The sequence below is a fragment of the Pantoea sp. SS70 genome, from assembly GCF_029866845.1.
GTDB lineage: Bacteria > Pseudomonadota > Gammaproteobacteria > Enterobacterales > Enterobacteriaceae > Pantoea > Pantoea leporis.
Genome location: NZ_CP117199.1, coordinates 2,825,822 through 2,841,620, shown reverse-complemented (window position 1 = coordinate 2,841,620; position 15,799 = coordinate 2,825,822). Strand labels below are relative to the sequence as shown.

Annotated in this window: 14 protein-coding genes; 11 read left to right on the top strand and 3 right to left on the bottom strand. The window is 55.0% G+C overall.

The genetic code is table 11. The features are described from left to right. Nucleotides 1-68 precede the first annotated feature (68 nt). The 9 genes from nuoG (at nucleotide 69) to PO881_RS13045 (ending at nucleotide 10,724) form a co-directional block, all read left to right on the top strand. The gene (gene nuoG / locus PO881_RS13085) at nucleotides 69-2,792 is read left to right on the top strand and encodes an NADH-quinone oxidoreductase subunit NuoG (RefSeq protein ID WP_280171903.1); all 2,724 of its coding nucleotides are present in this window, start codon (nucleotides 69-71) and stop codon (nucleotides 2,790-2,792) included. Further along, entirely contained in the window at nucleotides 2,789-3,766 is a 978-nt protein-coding gene (gene nuoH, locus PO881_RS13080; RefSeq protein ID WP_008105140.1) for an NADH-quinone oxidoreductase subunit NuoH, read from the top strand. The genes nuoG and nuoH overlap by 4 nt, the downstream gene beginning before the upstream one ends. 11 nt (nucleotides 3,767-3,777) lie before the next feature. Next, nucleotides 3,778-4,320 carry an NADH-quinone oxidoreductase subunit NuoI gene (gene nuoI / locus PO881_RS13075; RefSeq protein ID WP_007889332.1) on the top strand — a complete coding sequence of 181 codons (543 nt, stop codon included), beginning with the start codon at nucleotides 3,778-3,780 and terminating at the stop codon, nucleotides 4,318-4,320. Between the two features lie 10 nt (nucleotides 4,321-4,330). Further along, the gene (gene nuoJ, locus PO881_RS13070) at nucleotides 4,331-4,882 is read left to right on the top strand and encodes an NADH-quinone oxidoreductase subunit J (RefSeq protein WP_008105138.1); all 552 of its coding nucleotides are present in this window, start codon (nucleotides 4,331-4,333) and stop codon (nucleotides 4,880-4,882) included. Next, on the top strand, nucleotides 4,879-5,181 hold the full coding sequence (gene nuoK / locus PO881_RS13065; protein ID WP_007889334.1) for an NADH-quinone oxidoreductase subunit NuoK: 303 nt from the start codon (nucleotides 4,879-4,881) through the stop codon (nucleotides 5,179-5,181). The genes nuoJ and nuoK overlap by 4 nt, the downstream gene beginning before the upstream one ends. Continuing rightward, nucleotides 5,178-7,013, top strand: a complete 1,836-nt coding sequence (gene nuoL / locus PO881_RS13060; protein WP_137386193.1) for an NADH-quinone oxidoreductase subunit L — start codon at nucleotides 5,178-5,180, stop codon at nucleotides 7,011-7,013. The genes nuoK and nuoL overlap by 4 nt, the downstream gene beginning before the upstream one ends. A gap of 84 nt (nucleotides 7,014-7,097) precedes the next feature. Continuing rightward, on the top strand, nucleotides 7,098-8,618 hold the full coding sequence (nuoM, locus tag PO881_RS13055; RefSeq protein WP_110866573.1) for an NADH-quinone oxidoreductase subunit M: 1,521 nt from the start codon (nucleotides 7,098-7,100) through the stop codon (nucleotides 8,616-8,618). A 6-nt stretch (nucleotides 8,619-8,624) separates the two neighbouring features. Continuing rightward, nucleotides 8,625-10,082, top strand: a complete 1,458-nt coding sequence (nuoN, locus tag PO881_RS13050; RefSeq protein WP_008105131.1) for an NADH-quinone oxidoreductase subunit NuoN — start codon at nucleotides 8,625-8,627, stop codon at nucleotides 10,080-10,082. 189 nt (nucleotides 10,083-10,271) lie between these two features. Continuing rightward, nucleotides 10,272-10,724 (top strand): GNAT family N-acetyltransferase, encoded by a 453-nt coding sequence (locus PO881_RS13045; RefSeq protein WP_137386192.1) that lies wholly within the window; start codon nucleotides 10,272-10,274, stop codon nucleotides 10,722-10,724. A gap of 30 nt (nucleotides 10,725-10,754) precedes the next feature. Here PO881_RS13045 and PO881_RS13040 read toward each other — a convergent pair whose 3' ends face one another. Further along, complete coding sequence (locus PO881_RS13040) at nucleotides 10,755-12,413, bottom strand: glucan biosynthesis protein (protein WP_101763662.1); 1,659 nt, start codon at nucleotides 12,411-12,413, stop codon at nucleotides 10,755-10,757. 291 nt (nucleotides 12,414-12,704) lie between these two features. Here PO881_RS13040 and elaB point away from each other — a divergent pair, with 291 nt between their 5' ends. After that, entirely contained in the window at nucleotides 12,705-13,013 is a 309-nt protein-coding gene (elaB, locus tag PO881_RS13035; RefSeq protein WP_008105125.1) for a stress response protein ElaB, read from the top strand. A gap of 144 nt (nucleotides 13,014-13,157) precedes the next feature. Further along, nucleotides 13,158-14,354, top strand: a complete 1,197-nt coding sequence (locus tag PO881_RS13030; RefSeq protein ID WP_280171902.1) for a nicotinamide mononucleotide deamidase-related protein YfaY — start codon at nucleotides 13,158-13,160, stop codon at nucleotides 14,352-14,354. Nucleotides 14,355-14,391: 37 nt separating this feature from the next. On the opposite strand, the gene yfaE is transcribed toward PO881_RS13030, so the two are convergent. Together yfaE and nrdB are read right to left on the bottom strand one after the other, a co-directional pair. After that, nucleotides 14,392-14,652: a class I ribonucleotide reductase maintenance protein YfaE gene (gene yfaE, locus PO881_RS13025; protein ID WP_061717835.1), complete on the bottom strand. Its 261-nt coding sequence runs from the start codon at nucleotides 14,650-14,652 to the stop codon at nucleotides 14,392-14,394. Nucleotides 14,653-14,654: 2 nt separating this feature from the next. Then, complete coding sequence (gene nrdB / locus PO881_RS13020; protein ID WP_192411476.1) at nucleotides 14,655-15,785, bottom strand: class Ia ribonucleoside-diphosphate reductase subunit beta; 1,131 nt, start codon at nucleotides 15,783-15,785, stop codon at nucleotides 14,655-14,657. Nucleotides 15,786-15,799 lie beyond the last annotated feature (14 nt).

The window sequence follows — 15,799 nt, the reverse complement described above, 5'->3', positions numbered from 1 at the left end:
ATGGCGTGGGGAAAGAATTAGATGTTTAACGCTCGTCTTAGGGCGAGCCTTACGGAAGCATGTTCACTATGGCTACAATCCATGTAGACGGTAAAGAATATGATGTGAACGGAGCGGACAACCTGCTACAGGCGTGTCTCTCTCTGGGCCTTGATATTCCTTATTTTTGCTGGCATCCGGCGCTGGGAAGCGTAGGGGCCTGCCGCCAGTGCGCGGTGAAGCAATTCCAGAATGCCGAAGATACCCGCGGTCGCCTTGTCATGTCCTGCATGACACCAGCGTCGGACGGCACCTTTATCTCCATCGACGATGGCGAAGCGAAAGAGTTTCGTGAAAGCGTGGTGGAATGGCTGATGACCAACCATCCGCACGACTGCCCGGTGTGCGAAGAGGGCGGTAACTGCCATCTGCAGGATATGACGGTAATGACCGGACACAGTTTCCGTCGTTATCGCTTCACTAAACGTACCCACCAGAACCAGGATCTCGGCCCGTTCATTTCGCATGAAATGAACCGCTGTATCGCCTGCTATCGCTGCGTGCGTTACTACAAAGATTATGCCGACGGCAAAGATCTTGGCGTTTATGGCGCTCACGACAACGTCTACTTTGGTCGTCCGGAAGATGGCACGCTGGAAAGCGAATTCTCCGGTAACCTGGTGGAAATCTGTCCGACCGGCGTATTCACTGATAAAACGCACTCCGAACGCTATAACCGTAAATGGGATATGCAGTTCGCACCAAGCATCTGTCAGCAGTGCAGCGTGGGTTGTAACACCAGCCCGGGCGAACGCTATGGCGAATTGCGTCGTATCGAAAACCGCTATAACGGCACCGTAAACCACTATTTCCTGTGCGATCGCGGTCGTTTCGGTTACGGCTACGTCAACCGTAAAGATCGTCCACGTCATCCGGTACAGCAACGCGGCAATGATTGGGTTAGCCTGAATGCTGAACAAGCGGTAAATGCGGCGGCGGATGTGTTGCGTCGGGCGAAAAAAGTCATTGGTATCGGTTCTCCGCGCGCCAGCATTGAAAGCAACTTCGCGTTGCGTGAGCTGGTTGGCGCAGAAAACTTCTCAACCGGTATGCCAGCCGGTGAGCAGGCTCGCGTTGAGCTGATGCTGAAAGTCCTGCAGGACGGCGGCATCTACACGCCATCACTGCGCGAAATTGAGAGCTACGATGCGGTGCTGGTGCTGGGTGAAGATTTGACTCAGGTTGGCGCGCGCGTGGCGTTGTCTGTACGTCAGGCAGTAAAAGGTAAAGCGCGTGAGATGGCTGCGGCACAGAAAGTGGCTGACTGGCAGATCGCGGCAATCCTTAACATCGGTCAGCATGCCAAACATCCGCTGTTCGTAACCAACGTCGACGAAACCCGCCTGGATGATATCGCTGCATGGAGCTATCGCGCACCGGTGGAAGATCAGGCGCGTCTCGGCTTCGCGATTGCCAATGCGCTGGATGAAAGCGCGCCAGCAGTCAGCGGCTTCGACAGCAAACTGAATGGCAAAGTTGATGTGGTGGTTCAGGCGCTGGCAGGTGCGAAAAAACCGCTGATTATCTCCGGTACCCATTCCGGTAGCATCGCCATGATTGAAGCTGCTGCTAACGTGGCAAAAGCCCTGAAAGCGCGCGGTGCCGATGTCGGTATTACCTTCCTCGCGGGTGCGGCGAACAGCTTTGGCCTCGGCCTGATGGGCGGTCAATCGCTGGACAACGCGCTGGAACAGCTGAGCAAAGGCGAAGCCGATGCGCTGGTGGTGCTGGAAAACGATCTCTATCGTCATGCACCGAAAGCCAACGTGGATGCGGCGCTCGATACTACCGCTAACGTGATTGTGGTCGATCATCAGCGTACCGCAACGCTGGAAAAAGCCGGTTTGGTACTTTCAACCGCCAGCTTTGCGGAGAGCGATGGCACCTCAATCAACCACGAAGGCCGCGCGCAGCGCTTCTTCCAGGTTTACGATCCCGCTTATTACGATGACAGCGTAGTGATGCTAGAGAGCTGGCGCTGGTTGCGTTCGCTGCACAGCGCGGTTGAGAGCCGTCACATCGACTGGACTCAGCTGGATCACGTGATTGATGCCACCGTTGCGGCGCTGCCACAGCTGAAAGGCATTAAGGATGCTGCGCCAGACGCCAGCTTCCGTATCCGCGGTCAAAAACTGGCACGTTCACCGCACCGCAACAGTGGCCGTACTGCGATGCGCGCCAACATCAGCGTGCATGAACCGCGTCAGCCGCAAGATAAAGACACCATGTTTGCCTTCTCGATGGAAGGGAACAACCAACCCAGCGCACCGCGTTCGCAGATTCCATTTGCCTGGGCGCCGGGCTGGAACTCACCGCAGGCATGGAACAAGTTCCAGGCTGAAGTGGGCGGCAAACTGCGTCATGGCGATCCGGGCGTGCGTCTGTTTGAAGCCAGCGATCGTTCATTGCCGTGGTTTACCGCGATTCCTGAAAGCTTCGTTGAAGGCAGCCAGTGGCGCGTTGCACCTTACTACCAGCTGTTTGGTAGCGAGGAGATGACCCAGCGCTCAACCACCTTCCAGAAACGCATGTCCCCGGCCACGCTGGTGATCAACCCGGCTGATGCTGAGAAACTGGGCGTTAATAGCGGTGCTTCCGTTGAGCTGGTGTGTGCAGGCGAAACACTGCGCTTGCCGGTACGTTTCTCTGCGTCGCTGCAAGCAGGGCAGGTTGGTTTACCGCTCGGTATGCCGGGCGTGCCGCCGTTCCTCTCAGGTGCGCACATTGACAAACTGCAGGAGGCCGCGCAATGAGTTGGCTGACACCGGACGTTATTGAAATCCTCATCAACATCGGCAAAGCGCTGGTCATCTTGTTGGTGGTTGTCGGTTGCGGTGCTTTCATGAGTTTCGCCGAGCGTCGTCTGCTCGGCCTGTGGCAGAACCGTTATGGACCAAACCGTGTTGGCTGGGGCGGCTCGCTGCAGCTGGCTGCTGACATGATCAAAATGTTCTTTAAAGAGGACTGGGTTCCGCCGTTTACCGACCGCTTCATCTTTACGCTGGCACCGGTTATCGCCTTCGTATCGCTGCTGCTGGCTTTCGCCATTGTGCCAGTTTCGCCGACCTGGATGGTCACCGATCTGAACATCGGTCTGCTGTTCTTCCTGATGATGGCGGGCCTGGCGGTGTATGCGGTGCTGTTCGCTGGCTGGTCGAGTAATAACAAATACTCACTGTTGGGTGCGATGCGTGCATCGGCGCAGACGCTGAGCTACGAAGTGTTCCTTGGTCTGTCACTGATGGGCGTGGTGGCGCAAGCCGGCTCGTTCAATATGAATGCCATTGTCGAAAGCCAGGCGCATCTGTGGAACATCATTCCTCAGTTCTTCGGCTTCCTTACCTTCTGCATCGCGGGCGTAGCGGTATGTCACCGTCATCCGTTTGACCAACCAGAAGCGGAGCAGGAACTGGCGGACGGTTACCACATCGAATACGCCGGTATGAAGTTCGGCCTGTTCTTCGTCGGTGAATACGTGGCGATAACCACCGTTTCAGCGCTGATCGTGACGCTGTTCTTCGGTGGCTGGCACGGCCCGTTCCTGCCGCCATTCATCTGGTTCGCTCTGAAAACAGCGTTCTTTATGGTGATGTTTATCCTGATTCGTGCTGCGCTGCCGCGTCCACGCTATGACCAGGTGCTGTCGTTCGGCTGGAAAGTGTGTCTGCCGTTGACGCTATTGAACCTGCTGGCGACCGCCGCAGTGATTCTGTACACCGCGCAGTAAGGGACATTGAGATGACTTTAAAAGATATTGTCGTTGGCTTCGGCACGACAGTGCGCAGTATCTGGATGATAGGCATGCATGCCTTCGCCAAGCGCGAAACCCAAATGTATCCGGAAGAACCGGTTTATCTGCCGCCGCGTTACCGTGGCCGTATTGTGCTGACGCGCGATCCGGACGGCGCAGAGCGTTGCGTTGCCTGTAACTTGTGCGCGGTAGCTTGTCCTGTCGGCTGTATCTCGCTGCAGAAAGCCGAGACGCAGGATGGACGTTGGTATCCTGAGTTCTTCCGCATCAACTTCTCACGCTGCATCTTCTGCGGCCTGTGTGAAGAGGCTTGCCCAACCACCGCGATTCAGCTGACACCCGATTTCGAACTGGGTGAGTTTAAGCGTCAGGATCTGGTGTATGAGAAAGAAGACTTGCTGATTTCCGGTCCGGGTAAATATCCGGAGTACAACTTCTATCGTATGGCTGGTATGGCGATCGACGGAAAAGAGAAGGGCGAAGCGGAAAACGAAGCCAAGCCGATCGACGTCAAAGGGTTGTTACCTTAAGGAGCCAGGTATGGAATTTGCGTTTTATCTTTGCGGACTGGTGGCGGTGCTGACGACGCTGCGCGTCATCACCCACACCAATCCGGTACATGCGCTGCTGTACCTGATCGTTTCGCTGCTGTCGATTGCCGGCGTGTTCTTCTCAATGGGCGCCTACTTTGCCGGTGCACTGGAAATCATCGTCTACGCGGGTGCCATCATGGTGCTGTTCGTCTTTGTGGTGATGATGCTGAACCTCGGCAAAACGCAGCAGGATCAAGAGCGCGAGTGGCTCAAACCTTCGCTGTGGATTGGTCCGGGCATCGTCTCTTTACTGCTGCTGGCAGTGATGATTTACGCGATTAGCACGGCAACCGATCAGGGCATTGATGGCACCGTCATCGACGCGAAAGCAGTCGGTATCAGCTTGTTTGGTCCCTATGTTCTGGCGGTTGAATTGGCATCGATGCTACTGCTCGCGGGTCTGGTCGTGGCCTTCCATATTGGACGTGAAGAGCGTCACGGCGAAGTGTTGAGCAATCGTCAAGCTGATGCGCAAGCAAATAAGGAGGATCACGCATGATCCCGTTACAACACGGCCTGATGCTGGCCGCTGTGCTGTTTGTTCTCGGCCTGACCTCCGTGGTGCTGCGTCGTAACATCCTGTTTATGCTGATTGGTCTGGAAATCATGATCAATGCCTCCGCGTTAGCGCTGGTGGTAGCAGGCAGCTATTGGGGACAAGCTGATGGTCAGGTGATGTACATCCTGGCGATCAGCCTTGCGGCGGCGGAAGCGAGTATTGGTCTGGCGCTGTTGCTCCAGCTCTATCGTCGTCGTCAGACGCTGAACATTGACACAGTGAGCGAGATGCGCGGATGAATCTTCTCTATTTAACCGTATTATTTCCGCTGATTGGCTTCCTGCTATTGGCGTTTTCACGCGGTCGCTGGTCGGAGAACCTGTCGGCAGCAATCGGTATGGGTTCTGTTGGTCTTGCCGCATTAACCACTATTTATGCCGGTTTCGACTTCTTCAATCAGGGTCAGCAGCCGTTCACTCAGGCGCTGTGGACCTGGATTCACGTCGGCAACTTTGACATTAAAGTGAATCTGGTGCTGGATGGTCTTTCTCTGACCATGCTGTCCGTCGTCACCGGCGTTGGTTTCTTCATCCACATGTTCGCTTCATGGTACATGCGTGGTGAAGAGGGTTATTCGCGCTTCTTCGCTTACACCAACCTGTTCATCGCGAGCATGGTGGTGTTGGTGCTGGCCGATAACCTGATGCTGATGTATCTCGGTTGGGAAGGCGTGGGCCTGTGCTCCTATCTGCTGATTGGCTTCTATTACAGCAATCCAGAGAACGGCAAAGCGGCGATGAAAGCCTTTATCATCACCCGTGTCGGTGATGTGTTCCTCGCTTTCGCCTTGTTCATCCTCTACAACGAACTGGGCACGCTGAACTTCCGCGAACTGGTGGAACTGGCACCCGCGCACTTCGCTGCAGACAACCACATGCTGCAGTGGGCAACCCTGATGCTGTTGGGGGGCGCGGTCGGTAAATCGGCACAGCTGCCATTACAAACCTGGCTGGCGGATGCGATGGCCGGTCCAACCCCGGTTTCGGCTCTGATTCACGCCGCGACCATGGTAACCGCCGGTGTTTATCTGATTGCACGTACTCACGGCCTGTTCCTGTTGACGCCGGAAGTGCTGCATCTGGTGGGTATCATTGGTGCGATTACTCTGGTGCTGGCAGGTTTTGCTGCGCTGGTGCAAACCGACATCAAACGCGTGCTGGCTTACTCCACCATGAGTCAGATCGGCTACATGTTCCTCGCGCTTGGCGTGCAGGCATGGGACGCGGCGATTTTCCACCTGATGACGCATGCATTCTTCAAAGCCTTGCTGTTCCTCTCTTCAGGCTCGGTCATTCTGGCTTGCCATCACGAGCAGAATATTTTCAAAATGGGCGGCCTGCGTAAGAGCATCCCGCTGGTGTATGTCTGCTTCCTGGTGGGCGGTGCCGCGTTGGCTGCGCTGCCGCTGATCACCGCAGGTTTCTACAGTAAAGATGAAATCCTGTTTGGTGCGATGGCGAATGGTCACATCAATCTGATGGTGGCGGGTCTGGTGGGTGCATTCCTCACTTCGATCTACACCTTCCGCATGATCTTTATCGTGTTCCACGGTGAAGAGAAAATTCATGCCCACGCCGGTAAAGGCATTACGCATCACCTGCCGCTGATTGTTCTGATGGTGCTCTCCACCTTTATTGGTGCGCTGATCACGCCTCCTCTGGCGGGGGTTCTGCCGCAGAACGAGTTTGGTGAAGGCGGCAAAGTGATGCTGGAAATCACCTCAGGCGTGGTGGCCATTGTCGGTATCCTGATCGCAGCAGCTCTGTGGCTGGGTAAACGTCAACTGGTGACCAGTATTGCTAACAGCGCGCCGGGTCGTTTCTTCGGCACCTGGTGGTTCGCGGCCTGGGGCTTCGACTGGCTGTATGACAAGGTGTTTGTAAAACCTTATCTCGGCATTGCCTGGTTGCTGAAGCGCGATCCGCTTAACTCACTGATGAACCTGCCTGCGCTGCTGTCGCGTGTTGGTAATAAAGGTTTGGTGGTGAGCGAAAACGGTTATCTGCGCTGGTACGTGGCCTCGATGAGTGTGGGTGCCGTTGTGGTGCTGGCGCTGCTGCTGGTGATTTAAAGATTGATGAGCGGGGCGGGTTCGCTCGCCCAATTAGAATGTCAAAAATTGCCTGAAGTAAGGCAATAAAAAGGGAAGTTTGCCGTGTTATTACCTTGGCTAATTATCATACCTTTTGTCGGTGGCTTGCTCTGCTGGCTTGCGGAGCGTCTTGGCGCAAAAGTTCCGCGCTGGATTGCCATGATCACCATGGGCCTGACGCTAGCGCTTGGTCTGCAGCTGTGGTTGCAGGGAGGCTATTCACTGACGCAGGCTGCGGGCATTCCGCAATGGCAATCGACTTTCTCCGTACCGTGGATTCCGCGCTTTGGCATCAACTTCCATCTGGCAATTGATGGTCTGTCGCTGCTGATGGTGGTGCTAACCGGACTGCTCGGTTTGATGGCGGTGCTGTGTTCCTGGAACGAAATTGAGAAATATCAGGGCTTTTTCCACCTCAACCTGATGTGGATTCTCGGTGGTGTGATTGGCGTGTTCCTCTCCATCGATATGTTCCTGTTCTTCTTCTTCTGGGAAATGATGCTGGTGCCGATGTATTTCCTCATCGCACTGTGGGGCCATAAAGCATCCGACGGTAAAACGCGTATCAGCGCGGCGACCAAGTTCTTCATCTACACCCAGGCATCGGGTCTGATCATGTTGGTGGCGATTCTGGCGCTGGTCTTTGTCCATTACAACGCCACCGGCGTATGGACTTTCAGCTACGAAGAGCTGCTGAAAACTCCGATGTCGCACACCGTTGAATATCTGCTGATGCTTGGCTTCTTTATTGCCTTTGCGGTGAAAATGCCGGTGGTGCCATTACACGGTTGGTTACCCGATGCGCATAGCCAGGCACCAACTGCCGGTTCAGTTGACCTCGCAGGTATCTTGCTGAAAACTGCGGCTTACGGTTTGCTGCGCTTTAGCCTGCCGCTGTTCCCGAATGCGTCAGCAGAGTTCGCACCGGTTGCCATGTGGCTGGGTATCATCGGCATCTTCTACGGTGCGTGGATGGCATTCTCACAAACTGATATCAAGCGACTGATCGCTTACACCTCTATTTCGCACATGGGCTTCGTGCTCATCGCCATCTACACTGGCAGCCAGCTGGCCTTCCAGGGCGCGGTGATTCAGATGATTGCGCACGGTCTCTCTGCTGCGGCACTGTTCATCTTGTGTGGTCAGCTGTATGAGCGTCTGCATACCCGCGACCTGCGTCAGATGGGCGGTTTGTGGTCACGTATCAAATGGATTCCGGGTCTGTCACTGTTCTTCGCGGTTGCAAACCTTGGTATGCCGGGCACCGGTAACTTTGTTGGCGAATTTATGATTCTGACCGGCAGCTTCCAGGTGGTACCGGTGATTATCGTCATTGCAACCTTTGGTCTGGTGTTTGCTTCGGTTTACTCCCTGATCATGATGCAGCGCGCTTACTTCGGCGAAGCAAAGTCGAAAGATCCGCTGCCAGGCATGTCACCGCGTGAGTTCATGACTATCGGCGTATTGGTGGTGTTGCTGGTGCTGCTGGGGATTTATCCTCAGCCGATCCTCGACACATCCCATGCTGCGATGAGCAATATTCAGCAGTGGTTTACCGCTTCAATTTCAACTACAAGGCCGTAATTCGCCATGACAATAACTCCTCAACATCTGATCGCGTTACTGCCGCTGTTAATCGTCGGATTGACGGTGGTGGTGGTGATGCTGTCCATTGCGTGGCGACGCAATCACTTTGTTAATGCCACGCTGACGGTGATCGGACTTAACATTGCGCTGTTTTCTCTGTGGTTTGTAGGCCAGGCGGGAGCGATGGACGTCACGCCGCTGCTGCGCGTTGATGGCTATTCGATGTTCTACACCGCGCTGGTGGTGCTGGCGAGTTTAGCCACCTGCACCTTCGCTTATCCGTGGCTGGCCGGTTTCCCGGACAACAAAGATGAGTTCTATCTGCTGGTGCTGATTGCAGCACTCGGCGGGATCGTGCTGGCGAGCGCCAACCATCTGGCAGCGCTGTTCATCGGTATCGAACTGCTGTCACTGCCGCTGTTTGGTTTGATTGGTTATGCTTTCCGCCAGAAACGTTCGCTGGAAGCGTCGCTGAAATACACCATTCTGTCGGCGGCGGCCTCATCGTTCCTGCTGTTCGGTATCGCGCTGATTTATGCTGATTCCGGCAGCCTGAGCTTTGTGCAGCTGGGCAAAAGTCTGAGCGATAGCATGATTCAGGAGCCGCTGTTGCTGCTCGGTCTGGGCATGATGATTATCGGACTGGGCTTTAAACTGTCGCTGGTTCCTTTCCACCTGTGGACGCCAGATGTTTATCAGGGTGCGCCAGCGCCGGTTTCAACCTTCCTCGCTACCGCCAGCAAGATCGCCATCTTTGGTGTGATTATGCGCCTGTTCATGTACGCGCCCGTCACTGACAGCGAAGCGGTGCGTACCGTGCTGGGCATCATTGCGTTTGCGTCGATTCTGTTCGGCAACCTGATGGCGATTTCCCAGAGCAACATCAAGCGTCTGCTCGGTTACTCCTCTATCGCGCACCTTGGTTATCTGTTGGTGGCGCTGATTGCGGTGAAAACCCATCAGCTGTCGCTGGAAACCGCAGGCGTTTATCTGGCCGGTTACCTGTTCAGCAGCCTTGGCGCGTTCGGCGTAGTGAGTCTGATGTCGAGCCCTTATCGCGGTCCGGATGCCGATACGCTCTATTCCTATCGTGGTCTGTTCTGGCATCGTCCGATTCTGTCTGCAGTAATGACGGTGATGATGTTGTCACTGGCGGGTATCCCAATGACGCTCGGCTTCATCGGTAAGTTCTACGTTATCGCCTCGAGTGTGAACGCACATCTGTGGTGGTTGAGTGGTGCGGTGGTAGCGGGTAGTGCGATTGGGCTTTATTACTATCTGCGTGTGACGGTGAGTCTGTATCTCAGTCCGCCGGAACTGCACAACCGCGATACGCAAGCCAATTGGGCATTTACGGCCGGCGGCGTTGTGGTGCTGATATCTGCGATTCTGGTGCTGCTGCTTGGTGTTTATCCGCAGCCGCTGATTACACTGGTGCAGATGGCTCAGCCGCTCATGTAATTCAGATTCACGAAACCACTGAATCAGGCCTGCGGGCCTGATTTTTTTTGCCTGCAGTTCACGGCGTAGTGAGAGGTTGAGCACAGAGTCACCACGAGGTTTTCAGCTGCCGCTGCTGCTCACTGCGTTTGGCGTAGCCGGTGTGATATTCTCATCGGATCCCTTTTTTCGCTCAGACAAGGAAGCACCATGGAAATGCTTTGGCTTGATTGCCACCACAGTGAACTGACAGCGCAACAACTCTACACTTTGCTGGCACTGCGCAATCATGTCTTCATCGTGGAACAAAACTGTCCTTATCAGGATATTGATGGCCAGGATCTAGCTGCCGAAAATCGCCACATTCTCGGATTTCTCGACGGTAAGCTGCTGGCCTATGCGCGCGTGTTAACGCCAGCGCTAGACTCTGCGCCGGTAATGATTGGTCGTGTGATTGTTTCTGAAGAAGCACGCGGTTTGAAGCTGGGCTATCGCTTGATGGAGAAGGCGCTGGAGAGCTGTGAGAAGTACTGGCCGCAGCGCGCTATTTATCTCTCTGCGCAGGCACATCTGGAAGGTTTCTACGGTCGTCTGGGCTTTGAAGCGGTGACCGAAGTGTATATGGAAGATGAGATTCCCCACATCGGCATGCAGAAAGCATAACGGCGAGGATTGCTCCTCGCCGTTAATCAATCAGCCTGGCGTCATCTGCCGGTCATCAACGTATTTACGTTGATCTGGCGGCGGCGGGAAGTACTGATAAAGCCAGGTTTCACTCAGCGTTTCATCTTTGGTACGCAGGAACAGGCGCATATCAACCGGTTTGGTAGAGTCGCTGTTTGGATACCAGTCAAACAGAATGCGGTAACCGTTGAGTGGCTCGACGTAAAGAATCTCAACCTGCTTGAATGTGCCTTCTGAAACGGTAATCACCGGCTCAATACCTTTCGGCGCTGCGGCTTTCAGATCGCCACCGACAAAATCAATGGCAAAACGACGTGACCAGGTATCCGGGAAGTGTTCGCCTGGCGCCCAACCTTCCGGGAAGCCGCCGATACCGGTGCGCGTGGCATCGACACGCGCCAAACCACTGCGCACTGGTGGCAACTGGCTCCAGTAGAGTTTGTACTGGAAGCTGAACTCGCTACCGGCTTTCACCGGTTCTGACGGCTGCCAGAAGCACACCACGTTATCCAGCGTTTCCCCGGTGGTAGGAATCTCCATCACGTTAATGGCGCCTTTGCCCCATTTACCAATCGGTTCTACCCACAGGCTTGGACGTTTGTCGTACCAGCCAATCACATCCTGATAATTTTTGAAGTCATGATCGAGCTGCAACAGGCCAAAACCACGCGGGTTTTCGTCCTGATAGGCGTTGAACTGCAAACGCTGCGGGTTGTTCAGCGGACGTGCAATCCATTCGCCTTCACCGGTCCACATCGCCAGACGATCGGAGTCGTGGATTTGTGGATGGTAAGTGTTACACATGCGGCGCTCGTTGGTGCCACAACTGAACATGCTGGTCATTGGCGCAATGCCAAGCTGGCGAATGTCGTTACGCGCAAACAGGTGGTTTTCCACCTCCATCACGACGCGTTTCTCCTCGCAGTGAATGGTGAACTTGTAGGCACCGGTGACGCTCGCGCCATCCAGCAGGGCGTAGACCACGAAAGTAGTGTCATCCGCTTTTGGTGTTTCGAACCAGAACGCGGTGAAGTCCGGAAACTCTTCTTTGCCGTTGCTGAAGGTGTTGACCGCCACGCCGCGCGCGGAGAGGCCGTACTGGAAGGTTTCATCAACCGCACGGAAATAGCTGGCGCCAAGGAAAGAGACGATATCGCGGCGCGCCAGTTCAGGCTTCTTAAACGCACGGAAACCGGCAAAGCCGAGATCGGTTTTACCGACCAGCTGCCTGGTATCAACGTTGGCGTTGTGATAATTGAACAGCTCCGGACGGAAGTGGATCTCACGCGCTTCACGGCTCTGGGCATCGACCGAGAACATGCGGATGCGGCGCTTGAAGCCCATACCGACGTGGAAGAATTGCACGTCCAGCTGACGATCGGGGATGTTATTCCACAGCGAGTGATTGGCGTCGTACTGAATTTCGTTATAGGCCTGCGGAGTGAGATTGGCCAGGGTGTCGGGCAAGGGGCCGGGGGCGCCGCCCCAGGGCTGTTTTGCCAGCGCGGAGGCTTTCTTTTTCAGTGAGTCGAAATCGAAGCGAACCGCGGTACCGTCGGCGATACCATCATCGGCCCAGGCGGATTGTGCAAACAGCGTGGAGAGACCCGTCATGCCGCTAACAGCGGAGAGGGCCATGGACGCTTTCATAAATTTTCTACGATTCATGCCGGAAATCTAATCCTTAGCTGCTCGGGTGTATTTTGACTCTCGTAAGACGAGAAGCGTCTGACTACAGGGGGTTACGACAGTCGTGAAAATAAATAATTCAGTCTGCGGAAAATTTATCAGATTAATCAAATAAGCGAAGCAGAATTCGCGTAGCGGCAGCGTACATGACACAACTTTGCACTGTGGTGGATGAAACTTGGTGAAAACCTTGCAGTCGCCATCCAGCAAATCTGCAATTTATGACTATAGTTAAACCACAACGAGCAAGGAACATGGAGGAACTACATAGTGTCATCTTCAGATCAATTTGAAACGCACCTTGACGACGACCTGGCGCTGCTAACGGAAACGCTGGAAGAAGTGTTACGCGCATCAGGCGATCCGGCCGATCAGAAATATATCGAGCTGAAACTCAAAGCTGAGCAAGCGCTGGAAGACGTGAAATCGCGCGTTAGCCAGGCGTCAGACAGTTATTACTATCGTGCCAAAAATGCGGCCTATCGCGCCGATGATTATGTGCATGAAAAACCGTGGCAGGGGATTGGCATCGGTGCCGCCGCTGGCCTGTTTGTCGGTTTACTACTGGCTCGACGTTAAGTTCCAACGGGCGCGACACGCTTCGCGCCCGCTTCCTGATTTCCTCGCCGCTTTTCCCGCTAAATCCCTGTTTCGCATCATCCGCGATTGTGTTTCGCCTGCGCGCTTCCTACAGTAAAGCGACAGGGAAAAGGAGAACGCAACGTGATACGTGTAGAAATGCTCTCAACGGGCGATGAAGTGTTACATGGGCAGATTGTCGATACCAACGCCGCGTGGCTGGCCGATGTACTGTTCCAGCACGGTTTGCCGATGACCAGCCGTAGCACCGTCGGTGATGCAATGACCTCGCTGGTGGAGGCGCTGCAGAGCCGCAGCCAGATTGCTGACGTGCTGATCGTGAATGGCGGTTTAGGACCGACCAGTGACGATCTCAGCGCGCAGGCCGCAGCTATTGCCAGTGGCAGCGAGTTAGTTATCCAGCAAGCCTGGCTGGAAAAAATGGAAGACTGGTTCGCCAGCCGCGGACGTGTGATGGCGCCGAGCAACCGCAAGCAGGCAGAAATCCCCGCCATTGCTGAGATGCTCGATAATCCGGTCGGCACCGCATGCGGCTTCGCGCTGCAGCTCAATCGCTGCTGGATTTTCTTCACCCCTGGCGTGCCGTCGGAATTTAAAGTGATGGTTGAGCAGGAGATTATTCCGCGCCTCAAAGCACGCTTTGAACTGCCTGAGCCACCATTGTGTTTGCGCCTCACCACCTTTGGACGTGGGGAAAGTGACATTGCCGCCGAGCTGGAGCCGCTCCCGCTGCCGGAAGGCGTGGTGATGGGCTATCGCTCATCGATGCCGATTATTGAAATCAAACTCACCGGACCCGCCAGCCAGCGCGTGGCGATGGAGCAAGTGTGGCAGCAGGTAAAACTGTTGCTGGCTGAATGCACCATCTTTGAGGGCACCGAAGGTTTACCGGCGCTGCTGGCGCGCGAGTTGCAGCAGCGTGGCTTCCATTTGGCGCTGAGCGAGCAGTTCACCGCCGGCTTACTTAACTGGCAGCTGGCAGCTGCGGACGTGGCGCTCAGCAAAGCAGAGATTCTGCCGCCGCAGGATGAAGATCTGGAAGCGCAGGTTGCGCGCACGCGTGACTGGGCGAAACAGCAGGGCGCGGCGCTGGCTTTATCGGTGGGAAATTTAGTGGAAGGCGAAGTATCGATTGCGCTGCATACGCCGGAAGCCAGCTGGGGCCAACGCGTAAAGTTCACTCATGGACGTCATAACGTGGAAACGCGGCAGAAAGTGGTGGCAATGATGGCGATGAACATGTTGCGTCGCTGGCTGCACGGCAGTGAAGTCAGCACCGGTCACGGTTGGATTGATGTGCTGGAAACGGTGAAACGCTGATTGGTCACCAGGTCGCCATCAATGGCGGCCTGGTCAATCACAGCTCGATCTCAATCTCCCCTTTGGCGCGACAGCAGCACGGCAAAATCTCGCCTTGCTGCACAAACGCCAACGGGGTTTCGGCATAATCCACTTCGCCTTTTAGCAAACGCATGCGACAAGAGCCGCAGTAGCCTTCGCGACACTGAAACTCAACGCACAGATTATTGGCTTCCAGCGTCGCCAGCAGATTAGGGTGATCTTCTGCGCACTCCAGCCGGGAGCCGGAGCTACGCAGAATAACAACAGAGCGGCTCATGCTTACAGCTGGAAGCCGTCGAAATCGTCTTCGCCCACTTCAGAATCAATCTGACCGACCAAATACGAGCTCACTTCAACTTCCTGCGGTGCAACCTGCACATTGTCCGACACCAGCCACGAGTTGATCCATGGAATGGGGTTGGAACGCGTCTGGAACGGCAGATCAAGACCCACCGCCTGCATACGGATGTTGGTGATGTACTCGATGTACTGGCACAGAATGTCTTTGTTCAGGCCAATCATCGAGCCGCCGCTGAACAGGTAGTCTGCCCACTCTTTTTCCTGCTCGGCTGCCTTCTTGAACAGATCGAAGCATTCATCACGACACTCCGCGGCGATGGCTTTCATCTCTGGATCGTCTTCACCGGTGCGCAGCAGGTTCAGCATATGCTGGGTGCCGGTCAGATGCAGCGCTTCATCGCGTGCAATCAGCTTGATGATTTTGGCGTTGCCTTCCATCAGCTCGCGCTCGGCGAAAGCAAATGAACAGGCGAAGCTGACATAGAAGCGAATCGCTTCCAGCGCGTTGACGCTCATCAGGCAGATATAGAGCTGCTTTTTAAGATCGCGCAGGTTAACGGTAACGGTTTTACCGTTGACCTGATGCGTACCTTCACCCAGCAGATGCCAGTAACTCGTCATCTCGATCAGGTCGTCGTAGTACTTCGAGATATCTTCGGCGCGCGCCAGAATCTGCTCGTTGGTGACGATATCGTCAAACACCACCGCCGGATCGTTAACGATGTTACGGATGATGTGCGTGTAGGAGCGCGAGTGAATGGTCTCGGAGAACGCCCAGGTTTCAATCCAGGTTTCCAGCTCAGGGATGGAAATCAGCGGCAGCAGCGCCACGTTCGGGCTACGACCCTGAATCGAGTCCAGCAGCGTTTGATACTTCAGGTTGCTGATGAAGATGTGCTTTTCATGCTCCGGCAGCGCCTGGTAATCGATGCGATCGCGCGAGACGTCCACTTCTTCCGGACGCCAGAAGAAGGAGAGCTGCTTCTCAATCAGCTTTTCAAAGATGTCATATTTCTGCTGATCGAAACGGGCAACGTTGACGGACTGGCCAAAGAACATCGGCTCTTTTAGCTGGTCATTTTTGTTCTGCGAGAATGTGGTGTAAGCCATTTTGAGTCCAAATG